Origin of the sequence: Parablautia sp. Marseille-Q6255 (assembly GCF_951230155.1) — a bacterium.
GTDB lineage: Bacteria > Bacillota > Clostridia > Lachnospirales > Lachnospiraceae > Choladousia.
Window position 1 is genome coordinate 98726 of record NZ_CATNVD010000008.1, and the last position, 18626, is coordinate 117351.

The following is an 18626-nucleotide window of genomic DNA, read 5'->3' on the forward strand; positions in this document are numbered from 1 at the left end:
ACTTATAATGATAAGATCGCGGAGGGTATTATGAGAAACAATATTTTTCTGATCGGCTTTATGGGAGCCGGAAAATCTACGGTAGCGCATGCATTGCAGGAAATCTGCCATATGGAGCTGGTAGAGATGGACGAGAGGATCGAAGCGTGTGAGCACATGACGATCCAGGAGATTTTTGCAAAAAAGGGCGAGGATTATTTCAGGACTCTGGAGACGCAGCTTTTGCTCGATATGGAGAGAAAGCAGGGGTGCATTGTTTCCTGCGGAGGCGGTGTGCCGATGCGCGCGTGCAATATCGAAGCCATGCGAAGGAGCGGGCGGATTGTTTATCTGAGTGCGCGTCCGCAGACGGTACTGGAGCGTGTGCGGGACAGTCATACGCGCCCTCTGCTGGAGGGGAAAATGAATGTGGAATACATTGAAGCCCTTATGAGAGAGAGGCGGCCGAAATATCTTGCCGCGGCAGATATTACGGTAGAAACAGACGGGAAATGCGCGCAGGAGATCGGCGAGGAGATTTTGCAGAAGGTGTGATCCGCATAAAAAAGAAGCAGGGAGAGTTTGGGGGACAATGGCTGAGGCGAAGGAACAGGAACAGGGGAGAGAACGACGAAATGGAAGGGCCCGCGTATATACGGGGGAAATACATACCGCAGACAGGCGGAGCAGCAGAGGAAGCCTGGATACGGCGGGAGACAGGAAGGATGCGCAGTCCCGCGGACCAAAGAGAAGCGTCCGGGGGCAGGAGACGGCGCGGCAGAGCATGCCTTGGCAAAGAAGCCAGGCGGAAAGTGCGCGGCAGCGGAGGACTTCAGGAAAGGCAGAGCAGGCAGAAGCGCGGCAGCGGAGGACTCCAGGGAAGGCAGAGCAGGCAGAAGCGTGGCAGCGGAGGACTCCAGGGAAGGCAGAGCAGGCAGAAGCCCGGCAGCGGAGAACTCCAGAAAAGGCAGAGCAGGCAGAAGCCCGGCAGCGTACGGAGTCTGTGGGAAAGCATCGCGATTTTCAGGAAAAGCTGAGAAAGCACAGGATCAGCCGGGTACGCCGTGTACTTTACGGTATTGCGGGACTGCTGGCAGTTTTTTATATTGCGGTGGCAGTCTATTACGGGTTTCATTTTTATGATGATACGGTGATCCTGGGAATGGACTGCGGCAGGATGACAGGCGAAGAAGTGAAACAGGCAGCAGCGAAGAAGCTTGGAGAGTATGAGCTGCAGATTCAGGAGCGCGGGGAAAAGACAGAGACGATCCAGGCTAAAGAGATCGGACTTGGATTTGTGGATGATGGAAGTATTGATACGCTTATGAAGCAGCAGCGCCCGTATTTCTGGCCGGTGATGATGCTGCTGCCGAAAAAGGAGGCAGATTCGGTTGCTTTTTCTTATGATAAGGAGGCTGCCAGAGAAAGGATCAATGCGCTTGCCTGCATGGACAGTGTCCGGGCGATCCCACCGCGGGATGCCTATATCGCAGCCGGCGCATATGGCTTTGAGGTGATCCAGGAGGTAGAGGGAACGACTCTGAATAAGGACAGGACAGAAAAACTGATTTTTGCGTGTCTGGATTCCGGAGCGGACAGTGTCTCTTTGGAAGAGGAAGGCTGCTATATTGCCCCGGAGATTTACAGTGACAATGAGAAGCTGGTAAGAGACGCAGCCTCTATGAATGAGCTGGCAAGCGCCAGTATTACTCTTGATTTTGGTGTGGCGCAGGAAGTGGTGGATGCGACCCTGATGCAGGAGTGGATCACAGAGACGGGAGATGGGATATTTGCGATAGATGACGCTTCAGTCGAGCAGTATGTAGAGTCTCTGGCAGCGAAATATGATACATTCGGACTTCCGGTGGAATTTGCGACATCGCTGGGGACGACGGTGACACTTTCCGGCGGAGATTACGGCTGGTGCCTGGATCAGGACGCAACGCTTGCCGCGCTGCGAAAGGCGATGGATGAAGGATATCGCGGCACAATGGAGCCGGTTTACCTCTATTCTGGAATGAGTCATGAAAACGGCGGGATAGGCTATACCTATGTAGAGATCTGTATTTCGCAGCAGCGGATGTGGTGTTACGAAAATGGGGAGCTGATCGTAGATACGCCTGTCGTTACGGGAAATCCAAATAAAGGAAACGGCACGCCGACCGGAGGCGTGTGGGCGATTGACGCGAAAAAGAGAGATGCCATTTTGACAGGGGAGGGATATACTTCCCCGGTAGATTACTGGATGCCGTTTAACGGAGATGTCGGGATCCATGATCTGAAGGAACGGGCATATTTTGGAGGAACGATCTATCTGAGCAATGGATCCCATGGCTGTGTGAATACCCCCTATGAGCAGGTGCAGATCATTTATGATACGGTCTCGATCGGGACGCCTGTCATAGTCTATGAGTAGAGTGAAAAGAAGTGAGCCATACAGAAAAACAGAAAAAACAGGATTAATTTAACACTTTACTGTGAGAAAATACCGTGATATAATAAAAAATTATGTGGGTGGGTGAAGTATGGGAAAAAAGAAAAAGCAGGAAAAGCTCAAAAAGAAAGAAAAGCGGGAGATACGAAAGCAGCAGGAAGAAAAGCAGGTAAAAAAGGGACAAAAGGACAAAAAACCAAAAAGGGATAAGACGAAAGAGCAGGAAAAGCAAGCCTCCGGGCAGGAGGTCCTGTCGAGTACAGATCTGGCGATGCTTTTACGGATCTTTGGAGACGAAAGCCGGATGAAGATCCTTGATCTTTTGAAAGACAGAAGTCTGTGCGCCGCAGAGCTGCTTCAGTCTGTGGATATTGTTCAGTCAACGCTGTCGCACCATATGAAGGTGTTGACAGAGGCAGGTATTGTAACGTGTACAAAAGAAGGAAAAAGGTCGATATACTCGATCAATCGGAAAAGACTGGCGCAGATCAGTGAGAGTATAATGAAATGGAGCTGAGTATATGGGGAAGATCAGATTTTGTCAGCAGTGCGGAAAGCTGCTGCTGCCGGACAGCCGATTTTGTGAAAACTGCGGGGCCGAGGTCCTGCCGGATATACAGGAAGAGCGTGCGCAGGAGCATCGCAGGAACAGGGCAGACAGCCGGACAGAGCGTACAGAGAATGGAGGCCGCAGGGGGCAGAGTCGCGGACAGGAGCCAGGACAGGGCGATCCTTATGCGCAATATGGACAAAGACCGTCGGCAGGTCCGAACAATGTCCGTACAGAGAGCGGGCGAAGACCGTCGGCAGGTCCGAATAATGTCCGGCCAGAGAGCGGGCGAAGACCGTCGGCAGGTCCGAATAATGCCCGTACAGAGGATGGACGAAGGCCATCGTCAGACCGGGGCAGCGTTCGTGTGAAAGACGGACAAAGGAGAGAGCAGGCCGGAGGAAGAACGTATCTGGAGGATATCCGCAGGCCATCGCGGGCGGATGGAAGGCGGGTACAGGAACCGGGGAGATCATTCCGGGAGGAGCGTCTGGAGAAGGACTGGCAGCAGTCGTGGGAACGTCAGATGCCGCAGGAGGATGACAGCCGGATGACTCCGGTGCAGTATGTGCTGATCGGGCTGACAGCAGTGCTTCTGATCGCGATGATCGTATTTGGCGCATTCTGGATATTTGGCAGGAGTAAGGACCGGGATGCAGGAGACAGGCTTCAGGGGCAGACACAGACAGATGTGGCAGGCAGCCAGAGTGAAGGCGTAATATCAGTCCTGGATGACACAGCCAGCCAGAATGAGACAAAGGATCAGTCAGAGTCTGCGGCACAGTCCGAGACACAAAAGCAGTCTGAGACACAGCCGCCGACAGAGGCGCCCAAGCCGGATATTGTGCTGAATTATCAGGAATTTTCTGTGACACTGCCAGGTGACTGGACAGGAAAATATGGTATTACGCAGGGGACAGACTATTACACCTTTTACCATCAGGCGTCCAAGACGCGCGGATGCGGAGGCGTGCTTTTTACGGTGGCGCGGTACACGGATACCTCCTATACGGGTCTGCCGAATTATCAGGTGCTCGGTACCGGAAATGGCGCGGCGTTTGTATTTGAACTGCCGTCAGATGTGCAGTATCCGTCAGATGACGAAGCAGTAAAGAAAGAATATCAGGAGCTTTCAGCCGATCTTGCTACTATCCGGGCAAATATCAAAATGCTGGTATCAGGAGAAGGCCCAAAGGAGACAGAGCCGATCGAGATTTTGGATGAGACACAGCAGACACAGCCTCAGACGCAGCCGCAGACACAACCCCAGACGCAGCCGTCCGGCTCGGGATATATTGCGGAGAGCTCACAGCGGGCTGTGACTCAGAGCGATGTGGAGGGGATGACCTACAACGATCTGCAGATGGCGATTAATGAGATTTACGCAAGACATGGGAGAAAGTTTTCTGATCCGGATATCCAGAGCTATTTTGACAGTCAGCCCTGGTATCAGGGCACAGTAGAGGCGGATGCATTTGACAGCAGTGTCTTTAGTGCAACAGAGAGCCAGAACATCCAGTATCTTCTGGATAAGATGAGCGCACTGCAGTAAATGGCTTTGCGCCCGTTTAGATTTATGAAATAGCATTCACAGAATGCAGCGGGAAAACCTTCAGCCATGAGAGGGAATGCCCGAGGGAGATCAGACAGAGACACAGGAAGGAGAATAGGTTATGCTGCAGAGTGATACAGACAGAAAAATAAGAGACATCAGGCTGGCAGAGCTGGTAAAGTATTGTATGATTTCAGGGGCGCTGGATCTGAACCTGTACCAGGAATACGATGTCAAACGGGGGCTTCGTGAATCAGATGGAAAAGGCGTGCTGACCGGGCTTACGGAAATTTCTGACGTAGTGGCGTTTCGCACGGTAAACGGAGAAAAAGAGCCGCAGCTTGGCGAGCTGTACTATCAGGGCTACAATGTCATGGACCTGAAGAACGGTTTTGCAAAGCGGAAATTTAATTTTGAAGAAACGGTTTATCTGCTGCTGTTCGGAGCGCTTCCAAACCATCAGCAGCTCCAGTCTTTTATCGAGATTCTCGGACAGTACAGAGAACTGCCGAACAAATTTGTGCGGGACGTGATCATGAAGGCTCCGAGCATGGATGTGATGAACGCATTGCAGCGCAGTGTACTGACGCTTTATTCTTATGATGAGAATCCGGATGATATATCCATACCGAACGTGCTCAAGCAGTGTCTGTCACTGATCGCGACGTTCCCGCTGATCTCTGTATATGCGTATCATTCTTATCAGCATTATCATAATGATAAGAGCCTGGTGATCCGCTATCCCGATCCGAAGCTCTCTACAGCAGAAAATATCCTGCGTATCCTGCGCGAGGATGGGCAGTATACGGAACTGGAGGCACGGGTACTGGATATCGCTCTGGTCATCCATGCCGAGCACGGCGGCGGAAATAACTCCTCCTTTACCACACACGTCGTGTCTTCCACAGGAACAGACACGTATTCAGCGATCGCGGCATCTCTTGGCTCCCTCAAAGGCCCGAAGCATGGCGGCGCTAACCTGAAAGTGGAGAATATGTTTGAAGATATTAAGGCAAATGTGCATAACTGGGGCAGCGATGAGGATGTGCGTGGATATCTGATGAAGATCATCAATAAAGAAGCGTTTGACGGCAGTGGTCTGATCTATGGTATGGGACATGCGGTGTACACCTTATCTGATCCGCGTGCGGTCATCCTGAAGGAGTATGCGCGTTCTCTTTCGGAAGAAAAAGACAGGGTAGAGGAATTTGAGCTGTATGACCGTGTGGAGCGCATTGCGTCTGAGCTTCTGACAAGCAGAAAAAAGCTGCATAAGCCGATCTGCTGTAATGTGGATTTCTACAGCGGCTTTGTGTACTCTATGCTCGGTATCCCGAAGCAGATGTTTACGCCGATCTTTGCAATCTCCAGGATCGCCGGGTGGAGCGCTCACCGGATCGAGGAGCTTGTAAACGCAGGGAAGATCATCCGCCCGGCATACAAATACGTGGGACACCACAGAGAATATGTAGAACTGGACAATCGATAAGACGGAAGGAAAAGACGTATACTTAGAATCAGAAAATGTTATGACAGGAAATATTTCGTATAGGAAATGTTTCATGACACCCCTTTGCACACAGAAAAACTGCCGTACAGGTTTCCACATACGGCGGCAGCACTCTCGTTTACCGAACAGGTCGCTGTGCGTTTCGGTGCGGCCAGCGTCAGCACCAGCATATCGTTCTCAATCCGGTAGATGAGCAGCCAGTCCGGCTGAATGTGGCATTTACGATTGACGGTATCTTGAACACCAGGGAGAGCAAGAAGTAATCCGCTTCTTGTTTCTCCCTTTTTTGTGTTATCTATTTTCTGATTTGCTCCGAGGCAGCAAATTTGAATAAATGCCGGACTGCAAAAAATCCTCTTGACATTTCACTTAAATGGTAGTATGGTTAATTACACAAGTAATGAACCATATAAGTAAGAGGAGCTGCTGAATGTGTGATCCGCAAGGAGAGCGGTGTGAACCCGGGTGTTCGCGGCAGCTGCACAGGCGTCATGCGCCATATGGGATCATAAGGAAATGGAAACAATAAGGAGGAGATGGGAAGTGATAGCGCGTGAATGAGATTCTGACACAGGAGAAGTCCATTTATATTCAGATCAAGGAAATGATAGAAAATGATATCCTGCGGGATATTCTTCTGGAGGAGGAGCGGGTGCCCAGTACCAATGAGCTGGCGAAGCTGTATGCGATCAATCCGGCGACGGCGGCGAAGGGTGTGAACCTGCTTGTAGATGAGGAGATATTATATAAGAAGCGCGGGATCGGGATGTTTGTATCGACGGGAGCGAAGAGACAGATCATGGAAAAACGAAAGAAAAATTTTTATGATGATTATGTAAAGAGCCTTCTGGCAGAGGCGGGCAGTCTGGGGATCACGAAAAAGGAACTGATCGCAATGATCCGGGAGTCAAAGGATGGAGGGATAAAAAATGAGTGAATTGGCAGCGAAGGGTATTGTAAAAACATACGGGACAAATGAGGTACTGCACCAGGTGGATCTGGCGCTGGAATCCGGAAAGATCTACGGACTGATCGGAAGAAATGGAGCGGGAAAGACTACGCTTCTGTCGATCCTGACGGCACAGAATCCTGCGACGCAGGGGAGCGTGACGTACAACGGAGAAACCGTCTGGGAAAACCCGTCCGTGCTTTCTCATCTGTGTTTTTCCAGAGAGCTGAATCCCATGACCGGAAATAATGCGAATCCTATGAAGGTGAAGGAATACCTGAAGATCGCAGAGACGTTTTTCCCGTACTGGGATAAGGAGATGGCAAAGAGGCTTGTCGGGGAGTTTCATCTGGATGTGAAAAAGCGGATCAGCAAGCTGTCAAAGGGAATGCTGTCGATGGTTACGATCATCGTGGCGCTGGCCAGCAAGGCAGAGTTTACATTTCTGGATGAGCCGGTAGCGGGGCTTGACGTGGTGGCGAGAGAGCGGTTTTATGAACTGCTTGTCGAGGAATTGTCAGAGACGGGGCGCACATTTGTCGTGTCTACGCATATTATCGAGGAGGCTGCAGATGTGTTCGAGGAAGTGATCATGGTAGATCAGGGCAGGATCCTGCTCAAGGAGAATACGCAGGAGCTTCTGGAGCGCAGCTACCATGTGAGCGGCCACGAGGACGAGGTGGAGCGGGCGACCGCCGGACTGGAGCGTCACCATGAGGAGCGCCTGGGAAGAAGCCGCGGCGTGACGGTACTGCTTGAGAAAGGACAGAAGCTGCCGGAGCAGTATGATGTGAGTATACAAAAGCCCAGTCTCCAGAAGATATTTGTAGCGCTGTGCGGGGAGGAATGATGTATGAGAGAAGAATGGAAGATGCAGGAGGAGCAGACGGGACAGATGGCTTTTGCTGTGCGCAAAAGCCGCCTGCGGCGCAGCCTTTGCTACTGGGGAAGAGAGGTGCTCGTATGGGTGGCAAGCTGCATCGCCGTATCGGTTTTCATGGGGATGCTCCAGCTCCTTGGGATCAATACGTATGTACAGGGAGACGGGGTGACATATCTGGCGCTGTTTCCGATGTATCTGCTGATCATGGGAACGCTTGTTTTACTGATCTTTGGGATTACGATGTTTCAGGCGACCTTTCCGGTGCTGGTATCGGTGAATGTGACGAGACGGGGCGCCGTATGCGGCATTGTCCTGTCGCAGGGAGCTGCGTCAGCTCTGATCCTGCTGCTGGCGGGAGGTATCTGGATGATCTTGCCGGAGTCTGCAGGCGATGATGCAGTGAGAGGTCTGCTTCCGTTTTTTACGGGCATTCTTTTTGTCGGCGTTACATTTGGCATCCTGTTTGGCGTGGTGATGGTGCGCTGGGGGAAGCTCGGAGTGATCATTATGATGATCGCATTTGGAGTCCTTGGCGGATTTGCGGGAGCAGGCTTTGCGATGTTTGGAAAGGATTCTCTGATCCACATGCAGGAGTTTTTGATCAAAAACGTGGCAGAAAAGAATTTCTGGCCGGTCGCTGCGGCAGGCGTCTGCGTGTATGCGGCAGCAGGAGTATTTGCAGTATTTGCGACAGCAAAAACAGAAGTTAAGGTGTGAGGAGGGAGTCATATGGTACAGACATTAAAAAGACAGTGCCGCGTTCTCTGGCGCGACTGGCTTGCTTTGTGCGTTGGCATTGTCTGGGGAATGGGTATATTTGGATTTGTTTTATATCAGATACTTCTTGTGTTTGCAGAGGATACAGGGGCATACGTCCCACTTGGCACGATCCTGGCGGCATTTACGGGAGCGATCTTCGCGGCAACGCTTACGATCACGCAGATGGGTCTGTATTTTAACGTAGAAGTGTCGATGGGATGTATACGAAAACACTTTTTTCTGTCGTATACGGTCTGTGTGTGTGCAGCCAGTCTTTTCGCGGCAGGTATGGTGATCCTGTTTTGCATGGCGGAAAATGCACTGAATGGGGCGCTGCATCCGGAGCTTCCGGTAAAATTAGAGATACTTCCGTATCTTCTGCGATGGAGTGCTCCGGCTGCGATACTTCTGGTGATCGCGACGCTGTTTGGAGGCGCGCTGATCCTGCGCTTTGGCAGACCTGCGCGCATCGCGCTGCTCACTGTGTGGATCATTGTGTGCATAGGATTTCCGCAGATGGTCAATGCAGCTTCCGATTCAGTACTGGGCAGGCTCGCAAACGCCTGTATCAAAGCGGTCTCATCGGTTCCGGCAGGCGCGTGGGGGATCATTGGCGTGCTGTTTAGCATAGCGGCGCTTGGCAGCTCCTACCTGTTCTTACGCAGGCAGCAGGTTACGATGTAAGATTTTTATTTTCCGGCTGTTTCCTTTACCAGTCTCTCGTGCATAAAGATCATCACAGCAAGGATCACGAGCAGATAGAGCGGATACCAGGCAACGCTGATATGGTTGGCGATCAGACCGAACAAAGGAGGCATGATACAGGTGCCCGTATAGGCGCTTGCCATCTGGACGCCGATCAGCGCCTGAGAACGGTCTGCTCCGAAGTGTTCCGGCGTGGAATGGATGATGCACGGATAGACCGGCGCACAGCCCAGTCCGACCGTAATGAGTCCTGCGAGGCAGGCTGTCCGTCCTGGCAGGAGCAGGAGGACGATACCGAGCAGGATCAGCCCCTGCCCGAGGCGGATCATCTGTGTATCATGAAACTTCAGCGTCAGAAAACCGCTGACTGCGCGTCCGACCGTGATGCCGATGTAAAAGAGCGAGGCAAAGGCAGCCGCCGTCTTTGCATCTATGCCGCGGTTTAATACCAGATAGCTGCTCGCCCAAAGTCCTGCCGTTGCCTCCAGTGCGCAGTAGCAAAAAAAAGCAGTCATGACGGAGCAGGCTCCGGGGATACGTATAATATGTTTTAAGGTCAGATGTGCCGTGGGGACGCCCGCGGCATTTTCATTTTCCAGGCTGCGCGTTTTCCACAGCGGAAGACTCAGGAAAAGGGCTGCGGTCAGTACGATCTGCAGAAGGGAGATATAACGGTAGCCCATATGCCAGCCGCTCCCCGAGGTGAGCGCATATCCCATGATATACGGTCCGACCGATGCGCCCACACCCCACATGCAGTGCAGCCAGCTCATATGACGGCTGGGGTAATGCAGCGCCACGTAATTATTCAGCGCAGCATCCACACCGCCGGCGCCCAGACCATAGGGGATCGCCCACAGGCACATGACAGCGAAGGAATCACTGACGGAAAAGCCGAACAGAGCGATGGCAGTGGCGGCAACACTGAATGCAGTGACCTTCCCGGCGCCCAGCTTTTTTGTCATACGGTCACTTTGGAGGCTGGAGATGATCGTGCCTGCGGCGATGATGACAGAGACGATACCTGCGTAGGAGACAGGCACGTCAAACTGGCGGTATATGCTCGGCCAGGCGGATCCAAGCAGCGAATCCGGAAGTCCGAGGCTGATAAAGGACAGATAGATGATTGCTAATAATAATTGAAACATAAGCTACTCCTCTTTTTTTCTCTTTTTTGACTCTGCAAGTATACCATAAAAAAAGAAGGTGCGGTAAAAAAAGCTTGACAAATAAGAAAAACAATCTATAATAGTTCACTGAAGAAACAGTTATATTTAGAACTGTTTTGTATAGAACTATTTGCAGGAAACGGAGTGCTTCCGGAAATTCATTTTGCGAAGTATGAGAAAGCACTTGTACGGAGGGAGGTTTTTGAATGGGAGGTGCATCTGATTTTCTTGTCAGCACGAGAAGGATGATCAAGCTGCACGAAAATATGCTCAGGGATATCGGACAGGAGTATGAGCTTACGCTGACAGAGGCTACGATCATCAGTTTTCTGCACAATAACCCGGGGCGTGATACGGCGGCTGACATTGTGGAGCTGCGCATGCTGCAAAAGAGCAACGTATCTCAGGCGGTTGAGACGCTTTACCGCAGAGGATACCTGGAACGAAAACAGGATATGGCGGACCGCAGGAAGATCCATCTGTATCTGACCGGGCAGGCGCAGCCGGTGATCGGCAGGATGGATCAGCAGTGGGCGCAGTTTGAGCAGGAGATACTTTCCGGGATATCGCCGCAGGAGCGCGAGGTGTATATCCGGGTCAATGAAAAAATGCAGGAAAATATCGAACATGCAGTAAAAAGGAGAGGACAGAAATGAAGGACGACAAAGATTTACTGGGGAAGGAACCAGTCGGGAAGCTGCTGCTTAAGCTGGCGCTTCCGACCGTTACCGCACAGATCATCAACATGCTTTACAATATCGTAGACAGGATCTATATTGGCCGTATCCCCAAGGTGGGAGCTCTGGCTCTTACCGGTGTGGGCGTGTGTATGCCGCTTATTATGATCGTGTCCGCATTTGCCGCGCTGGTCGGCTGCGGCGGAGCGCCGAGAGCTTCTATTTATATGGGAAAGGGTGATCGGGATTCCGCAGAAAAGACGCTTGGAAACTGTTTTTCTACGCAGATCATCATCTCGGCTGTGCTGACTGCAGTGCTGCTTCTGTGGAACAGAGATCTTTTGCTGGCATTCGGTGCGAGCGAGAATACGATCGAGTATGGCGTAAAATATATGAACATTTATGCCGTTGGTACGATCTTTGTACAGCTCACACTCGGTATGAACATGTTTATTACGGCGCAGGGCTTTGCAAAAACGGGAATGCTCTCGATCCTGATCGGAGCGGTTTCCAATATTATACTTGACCCGATCTTTATTTTCGTGTTTAATATGGGAGTACAGGGCGCAGCTTTAGCTACGATTGTTTCTCAGGCTCTGTCCTGTATCTGGGTCGTTTCCTTCCTCTTCGGAAAGAGGACGACACTGAAGATACGTGCAAAAAATATGAGACTGGAGAAGGCGGTCATACTGCCGAGTCTTGCACTTGGTCTGTCTACCTTTATCATGCAGGCAAGTGAGAGCGTTATCTCGATCTGCTTTAATTCTTCCCTTCTGAAATACGGCGGGGATGTGGCAGTCGGCGCGATGACGATCCTCACAAGCGTCATGCAGTTTGCGATGCTTCCGCTGCAGGGGCTTGGGCAGGGGGCACAGCCGATCATCAGCTACAATTACGGCGCAAAAAACAAGGAGCGGGTCAAGGACGCCTTCAAGCTTCTGCTCAAGGTCAGCCTCTGCTATGCGGCGCTTTTGTGGGCCGGCGTGGAGCTTTTCCCGCAGGTATTTGCAGGCATGTTTACTTCAGACGCACAGCTTTTGCTGTTTACGAAGAACGCGCTTCGCATCTACATGGCGTGCATGGTGCTGTTTGGTATCCAGATCGCCTGCCAGATGACATTTACCTCTCTGGGAAATGCAAAGGCATCGATCGCTGTAGCAGTTATGCGTAAATTTATCCTGCTGCTTCCGCTGATCTATATCATGCCGCAGCTTTGGAAGGCAAATCAGACTATGGCAGTCTATCTGGCAGAGCCGGTAGCAGATTTCTTTGCCGTGTCATTTACGGTAGTGCTGTTTACGTTCCAGTTTAAGAAGGCGCTGAAGCAGATCTGAGAGTTTTGACGGTATGGCTTTGCGTCTGCGGGGGGAGAAGCTATGTCGCAATTAACCAGAAAAGCAATCCAGCAGTCCTTTATGAAATTGCTCAACCAGACGGCCTTTGACAAGATTACCGTGAAGGATATCGTCAGGGACTGCGGAGTCAATCGCAATACCTTTTATTATCATTATCAGGATATCTACGGGCTGCTCCGGGAGATACTCGCGGAGGAGATGAAACGGGCGGCTTCCTGTGTGCACGATTATAACACATGGCAGGAGGCTATCCTGGAGGCGACGGATTTTGTCCGCCAGAATAAAAAGGCTGCCTACCACCTGTACAATTCCATCAACCGTCAGGATATCGAAAAGTATCTTTATGATGTGATAGGAAAGATCACGCTGGACTTTGTACAAAAACAGGAGGGAGCAGATCAGGCATGCGAGGAGGACATCCGACTGATCGCGGACTTTTATAAATGTGCGTTTGCCGGTCTGTTTCTGGAGTGGATGGACCGTGGGATGCAGGAAGAGACGGAAGCGTTTGTCAGCCGGATCACGGTGCTGATGGAAGGGAATATCAGCAGCATATTACAAAGGATGGCAAGACGACCGCAGGACGTACCAAAGAAGGATTTATCATAAAAAACCAGACAACTTTTACGCAGTGTACAAAAATTGTGCACTGCGTATTTTTTATCCATAGAAAAGAATACAGATCGGGCGCATACTGTTTACGGTAAAAAAGAGGGGGTGAACCTTTATGGAACTGATCAAAAGGGCAAAGGACGCCTACATCGCGGTATCCGTTTTGATGCTGCTTATCGGAAGCTGCCTGATCATCTGGCCGAAAACCTCACTGGCTGTTTTTTGCACAGTAGCAGGGATCGCCATGGTTGTATTCGGAGTGGTAAAGCTGTTCGGCTATTTTTCAAAGGATCTCTACCGGCTGGCTTTTCAGTTTGATCTCGCACTCGGGATCCTCTCTGTACTGTTTGGCCTGGTCATCGCGATCCACCCGTACAATCTGATCGCATGCGTACCTGTGATCATGGGGATTTTTGTCATGCTGGACGGAGTATTTAAAATACAGACAGCGTTGGATGCAAGACAGTTCGGGCTGAAGGCCTGGTGGATGGTGATGCTGCTTGCGGTGGTCTCCGGCGGCTTCGGGCTTTTGCTGGTGCTCAATCCGTTTGAGGGTGCGGCAGCGATGATGATCCTGCTCGGTGTCACGATCGTGGCGGATGGCATCCAGAATCTTCTGGTTGTGCTTTACACGGTGCAGACGACCCGGAGAAGGAAAAGAAATGAGTATGACTAGGAGGAAAGAAACATGTTGAAATTTGGAAAAAAGGTCGTGAAATATCGGGCAGCGATCTTTGTGTTAAGTATTTTGCTGCTGGCGCCGGCGGCATGGGGGTATATCCATACGCGCGTGAACTATGACGTCCTTTCCTACCTCCCGGGTGAGATCGAGACGATGAAAGGGCAGGATATCCTGGCGGATGAGTTTGGAACAGGCGCTTATTCCATGTTTGTCTGCGAGGGAATGAGCAACAAGGATGTAGCGGGGCTGAAGGAAAAAATGGAGCAGGTCGATCACGTAAACGAGGTCATCTGGTATGATTCCTTCTTTGATCTGAGCATGCCGATGGAAATGCTCCCGCAAAAGGTGCTGGATATTTTCAATTCGGAAGATTCTACGATGATGTTTATTATCTTTGATACGACGACCTCCGCAGATGAGACGATGCAGGCGATCAGGGAGCTTCGCGCGCTGGCAGGGAAGCAGTGCTTTTTAAGCGGTATGTCTGCCATTGTCACAGATACAAAGGATCTTGCGGAGAAAGAGGTCCTCGCATATGTGGTGATCGCAGTGATCCTGTCAGCGATCGTGCTGTCGGTATGTATGGAATCGTTTTTTATTCCGGTCCTTTTCCTGCTCGGTATCGGTTTTGCCATTGTATATAATCTGGGCACCAATATTTTTATGGGAGAGATTTCTTATATTACAAAGGCCCTGGCAGCAGTGCTGCAGCTTGGAGTGACGATGGACTACTCTATTTTCCTCTGGCACAGCTATCAGGAGCAGATGGGAATCTATGAAGATCACAAGGAGGCAATGGCTCATGCGATTGAAAAGACGGTAAAATCCGTAGTCGGAAGCTCCCTGACAACTGTGGCAGGCTTTGCGGCCCTTTGCTTTATGAGCTTTACGCTCGGTCTGGATCTGGGGATCGTCATGGCGAAGGGAGTCATCATCGGCGTGATCTGCTGTGTCACAGTGCTTCCGTCTATGATCATGATATTTGACCGCGTCCTGGAAAAGACCTCGCACCGTTCCTTCCTGCCGGATATGGACCGGTTATCGGGTTTTATCACCCGCCACTATCGGGTGTTTGCCCTGCTTTTGGTGCTCCTGATCGTGCCGGCAGCCTATTGCCAGAAGAACGCTTCTGTTTATTATAACCTGGATGAAACGCTTCCTGACTATCTGCCGAGCACGCAGGCAAATGAAAGACTTCAGAATGATTATCAGATGGGCGCGCTGCATATGCTGCTGATCGACAGCAGCCTCCCCTCCAAAGAGGTGCGGGACATGATCAGTGAAATGGAAGAGGTGGACGGCGTAAAATCGGTCCTCGGGATGGAGACGATCCTTGGCAGCAAGGTTCCGGAAAGTATGGTCCCGGAGTCGATCAGGGATGTGATGGAAAGTGAGAATTATGAGCTCCTGATGATCAGCAACGAGTATAAGACCGCTTCTCCGGAGGTGAACCGGCAGATTGAGGCGCTTAATGCGATACTCAAAAAGCATGATCCGTCCGGAATGCTGGTCGGCGAAGCGCCCTGTACAAAGGATCTGATCACGATCACAGACAAGGATTTTAAGGTCGTAAACAGCGTATCGATCCTTGCGGTCTTTGTGATCATTCTGTTTGTCTTTAAATCGTGGTTTATACCGATCGTTCTGGTCGCTGTCATTGAGTTTGCTATTTTTATTAACCTCGGTATCCCGTATCTGACGGGTACGAGCCTTCCGTTTATTGCCTCGATCGTCATCGGGACGATACAGCTTGGCTCCACCGTGGATTATGCGATCCTGATGACCGGACGCTATGAGACAGAACGGTGCAGCGGGAAGAGCAAAAAAGAGGCGATAGCGATCGCGCACCGGACGAGCATGAAGTCTGTTATAGTCAGTGCGATCAGCTTTTTCGCAGCAACCTTCGGCGTAGGTCTGTATTCGGATATTGACATGATCAGCGCCCTGTGCAATCTGATGGCGAGAGGCGCGCTGATCAGTATGGTCGTGGTTCTGTGTGTACTTCCGTCCATGTTTATGCTTCTGGACGGGGTGATCTGTAAAACAAGCAAGAATTTTAAGGAGGCACTTCATCATGAACAAAAATAGAAATCTGACGAAAACAATGGCGATCGCGGTAGCAGGCGCTGTCGCAGTGCAGTCCCTTGGCACAGTGGCCTTTGCGGCACAGGAGAGCGCGCAGGCAAAGGAAGAGACGGTTTATGTAAAAACCGATGCGTCCGGCGCACAGCAGGAGGTGATCGTCAGCGACTGGCTGAAAAATGAGGATGGACAGGAAAGCCTTTCGGATCACTCCTCTTTAAGCAATATTGAAAATGTAAAGGGAGAGGAGACTTTTTCACAGGACGGAGAGGATCTGGTCTGGAGCGCGCAGGGAAATGATATTTATTATCAGGGGACAACGGACAAAGCGCTTCCCATCTCCATTCACGTTACCTATTATCTGGATGGAAAAGAAATTTCTGCGCAGGAGCTTGAGGGCAAAAGCGGACATGTAAAAATCCGGTATCAGTTTGAAAATCACGAAAAATCCGGTTCCGTATATACGCCGTTTCTGATGGTCACCGGAGCCGTACTACCGCAGGATACCTTTTCTAATGTTTCGGTAGAAAACGGCAGAGCGATCTCGGACGGGGAGCGGAACATCGTGATCGGCATCGGAATGCCGGGAATGGCAGAAAGCCTGAAGCTGGACGAGACAGAACTGCTGCAGGATATTGACATTCCGGACTATTTTGAACTGGAGGCAGACGTAGCGGATTATCAGCAGAATATGTTCCTTACCGTAGCAACGCCGCTGGATCTTTCTCAGCTTGGGATCGATGATGTGGATGATCTGGATGATCTGAAGGATTCTCTGGAAAAGCTGGAGGATGCGTCTACTCAGCTCGTAGACGGGAGCGGAGATCTGGCAGACGGCGTGCAGACCTTAAAGGATTCCTGTCAGGAGCTCATCGACGGCATGATGACGGTGGATGAGAACATGGGTACGCTCGCAGACGGGATCAGCACCTTAGACGGAAAGAAGGGAGAGCTGATCTCGGGCGTCAATGCGCTGGCAAATGGCCTCCAGACGCTGGAGTCTAAAAAGGGTACGCTGATCAGTGGTGTGAATACGCTCGCAAAGGGAGGAAAAGACCTGGCGGCAGGAGCGGTGAAAGTCAATGCAGGGGCAGAAAGTCTTTCTCAAAATACACAGAAGCTGGCAGCGGGAGCAAAACAGCTTGCAAACAGCGAAGGAAGCGCCGCTCTTTTAGCGGGAGCAAAGGCGCTGACAGAAGGTACCTCCGCGCTCGTTTCGGGCAGTGAGACGCTTGCTGCCGGGACAGCGTCTTTGCAGCAGGGAAGCACGGCGCTTGCAGCAGGGACGGGCGCCCTGAAGGAGGGGCTGACAAAAGAGGGGGGCTTGCAGGAGGGAAGCGCCGCTTTAGAAGCGGGCAGCCAGAATCTTTCTGCCGGTGTGACCGCATATGTGGACGGCGTGGATCAGCTGCTTCCGCTCGCACAGGGCGCAGGCACATATGCGCAGGGCGTTGGCTCCTATGTAGATCAGGTCAATACGCTGCTCGATACGCTGGGAGGCGCATCACAGGCGCCGGATGGACAGACGGACGGCTCCGGTGTCACTGTGACAACGATCGACGCGCAGGCGCTTGCAGATATGCAGTCTGTCCTGGCGCAGCTGCAGTCCGTTCAGTCAACGGTACAGGGCGCCTCTAAGACAGACCTGATCAGGCTGTATGCGTCCTATGATTCCTATGTGGCACAGCTGGACAATTGCATCAGCCTGCTAAATGCAGCGATCGGCGGCGTGCAGGAGCAGACGATCGGCACAGGCGCGGCTGACGCGACAGAGGGGACAGGTGCGGGATCCGTACCGCAGGAGCAGGTGGAAGCCCTGAAGCAGGCGGGAACACAATTAAAAGAAAACGGCGCAAAGCTGCAGCTGGATGACCCGTCGAAGCTTACGGTCCTGCAGGAATCCGGGACGGCGCTCAAAGAAGGAGCGTCCGCTTTGCAGACTGGAGCTTTGCAGCTGAACAATGGCGTAAAAGAGGTATCACAAAATGTGGAGCTCTTAGACAGCAGCATGCAGCAGGCGGCAGCGGGAGCAAAGACGCTCAATGAGGGCGTACAGTCTCTGAAAACGAATGCAGCCGCTTTGGATAAAGGCGCAAAGACGCTGCAGGGAGGCGTTTCGCAGGCAATGAGCGGTGCTTCGGAATTGAGTAAAAATACGGCGCTTCTGGCAGCGGGAGCAAAGGAGCTTGCCGGAGGCACTTCTGATCTGGAGGATGGCGCTTCCGAGCTGAAAAAGGGTCTGAAGCAGCTAAAGGGAGGAGCAGGAGAGCTCTCTCTTGGGATCGGACAGCTGGCAAATGGCGGAGAAGCGCTGCAAAGCGGCGTAGGAGCGCTCTCCTCTGGCATCGGGCAGCTGGCAAGTGGCAGCGCCCAGCTAAAAGAAGGCACGGCGCTTCTGGCGGACGGCGGCTCGCAGCTTGACTCTGGCGTAGATGAACTAAAGGAAGGTGCAGACGATCTCAGAGATGGAATGGCAGAATTTAAAGAAGAGGGCGTTGACAAGATCACAGATTTCCTTGATGAGGATGTGCAGGAGGTGATCGACCGCCTGACAGAAGTAAAGGATGCCGGAGATCAGTATGGATTGTTCAGCAGCGGACAGGCAGGAAAAGACGATGAGGTGAAATTTATCATTGAGACAGGAACACTGGAATAGAGCATAAAAAGCGGCACGAACGGCCCCCGGTCTTTGACAGGGGGGAGAATATGACAGCACAGAGCACGTCAT

The 18626-nt window shown here is 51.7% G+C and carries 16 protein-coding genes and 1 pseudogene; 15 read left to right on the top strand and 2 right to left on the bottom strand.

Annotated elements, in window-relative coordinates; all coding sequences use genetic code 11:
• Positions 1–30 precede the first annotated feature (30 nt).
• From QOX44_RS07550 to QOX44_RS07570, 5 genes are all read left to right on the top strand, one after another.
• On the top strand, positions 31–534 hold the full coding sequence (locus QOX44_RS07550) for a shikimate kinase (protein WP_283682397.1): 504 nt from the start codon (positions 31–33) through the stop codon (positions 532–534).
• Between the two features lie 37 nt (positions 535–571).
• Positions 572–2395 (top strand): L,D-transpeptidase family protein, encoded by a 1824-nt coding sequence (locus QOX44_RS07555; protein ID WP_283682398.1) that lies wholly within the window; start codon positions 572–574, stop codon positions 2393–2395.
• Positions 2396–2504: 109 nt separating this feature from the next.
• Positions 2505–2930 (top strand): ArsR/SmtB family transcription factor, encoded by a 426-nt coding sequence (locus tag QOX44_RS07560; RefSeq protein ID WP_283682400.1) that lies wholly within the window; start codon positions 2505–2507, stop codon positions 2928–2930.
• A 4-nt stretch (positions 2931–2934) separates the two neighbouring features.
• Entirely contained in the window at positions 2935–4515 is a 1581-nt protein-coding gene (locus QOX44_RS07565; RefSeq protein WP_283682402.1) for a YARHG domain-containing protein, read from the top strand.
• 121 nt (positions 4516–4636) lie between these two features.
• Positions 4637–6004 (top strand): citrate/2-methylcitrate synthase, encoded by a 1368-nt coding sequence (locus QOX44_RS07570; RefSeq protein WP_283682405.1) that lies wholly within the window; start codon positions 4637–4639, stop codon positions 6002–6004.
• 138 nt (positions 6005–6142) lie between these two features.
• On the opposite strand, the pseudogene QOX44_RS07575 reads toward QOX44_RS07570, so the two are convergent.
• A pseudogene (locus QOX44_RS07575) lies at positions 6143–6252 on the bottom strand (type II toxin-antitoxin system mRNA interferase toxin, RelE/StbE family); the annotation flags it as partial.
• 326 nt (positions 6253–6578) lie between these two features.
• On the opposite strand from QOX44_RS07575, the gene QOX44_RS07580 reads away from it, so the two are divergent.
• Genes QOX44_RS07580 through QOX44_RS07595 form a run of 4 tightly spaced genes read left to right on the top strand, consistent with a single transcriptional unit; the run spans position 6579 to position 9300 of the window.
• A complete protein-coding gene (locus QOX44_RS07580; protein WP_283682408.1) occupies positions 6579–6962 on the top strand; it encodes a GntR family transcriptional regulator in 384 nt (127 codons plus the stop codon).
• Positions 6955–7824 (top strand): ABC transporter ATP-binding protein, encoded by an 870-nt coding sequence (locus QOX44_RS07585; RefSeq protein ID WP_283682410.1) that lies wholly within the window; start codon positions 6955–6957, stop codon positions 7822–7824. The genes QOX44_RS07580 and QOX44_RS07585 overlap by 8 nt, the downstream gene beginning before the upstream one ends.
• A gap of 3 nt (positions 7825–7827) precedes the next feature.
• Positions 7828–8574: a hypothetical protein gene (locus QOX44_RS07590; RefSeq protein ID WP_283682412.1), complete on the top strand. Its 747-nt coding sequence runs from the start codon at positions 7828–7830 to the stop codon at positions 8572–8574.
• 12 nt (positions 8575–8586) lie between these two features.
• Positions 8587–9300 carry a hypothetical protein gene (locus QOX44_RS07595; RefSeq protein WP_283682414.1) on the top strand — a complete coding sequence of 238 codons (714 nt, stop codon included), beginning with the start codon at positions 8587–8589 and terminating at the stop codon, positions 9298–9300.
• A gap of 5 nt (positions 9301–9305) precedes the next feature.
• On the opposite strand, the gene QOX44_RS07600 is transcribed toward QOX44_RS07595, so the two are convergent.
• Entirely contained in the window at positions 9306–10469 is a 1164-nt protein-coding gene (locus QOX44_RS07600) for an MFS transporter (protein WP_283682416.1), read from the bottom strand.
• A 227-nt stretch (positions 10470–10696) separates the two neighbouring features.
• Between QOX44_RS07600 and QOX44_RS07605 the strand changes: the two genes are divergently transcribed.
• From QOX44_RS07605 to QOX44_RS07630, 6 genes are all read left to right on the top strand, one after another.
• A complete protein-coding gene (locus QOX44_RS07605; protein WP_283682418.1) occupies positions 10697–11146 on the top strand; it encodes a MarR family winged helix-turn-helix transcriptional regulator in 450 nt (149 codons plus the stop codon).
• Positions 11143–12501 (top strand): MATE family efflux transporter, encoded by a 1359-nt coding sequence (locus QOX44_RS07610; protein WP_283682420.1) that lies wholly within the window; start codon positions 11143–11145, stop codon positions 12499–12501. The genes QOX44_RS07605 and QOX44_RS07610 overlap by 4 nt, the downstream gene beginning before the upstream one ends.
• Positions 12502–12543: 42 nt before the next feature.
• Entirely contained in the window at positions 12544–13131 is a 588-nt protein-coding gene (locus tag QOX44_RS07615) for a TetR/AcrR family transcriptional regulator (RefSeq protein ID WP_283682422.1), read from the top strand.
• Positions 13132–13249: 118 nt separating this feature from the next.
• A complete protein-coding gene (locus QOX44_RS07620) occupies positions 13250–13810 on the top strand; it encodes an HdeD family acid-resistance protein (protein WP_283682424.1) in 561 nt (186 codons plus the stop codon).
• 12 nt (positions 13811–13822) lie between these two features.
• On the top strand, positions 13823–15904 hold the full coding sequence (locus QOX44_RS07625; RefSeq protein ID WP_283682426.1) for an efflux RND transporter permease subunit: 2082 nt from the start codon (positions 13823–13825) through the stop codon (positions 15902–15904).
• The gene (locus tag QOX44_RS07630) at positions 15891–18554 is read left to right on the top strand and encodes a hypothetical protein (protein ID WP_283682429.1); all 2664 of its coding nucleotides are present in this window, start codon (positions 15891–15893) and stop codon (positions 18552–18554) included. The genes QOX44_RS07625 and QOX44_RS07630 overlap by 14 nt, the downstream gene beginning before the upstream one ends.
• The last annotated feature ends 72 nt before the right edge of the window (positions 18555–18626 follow it).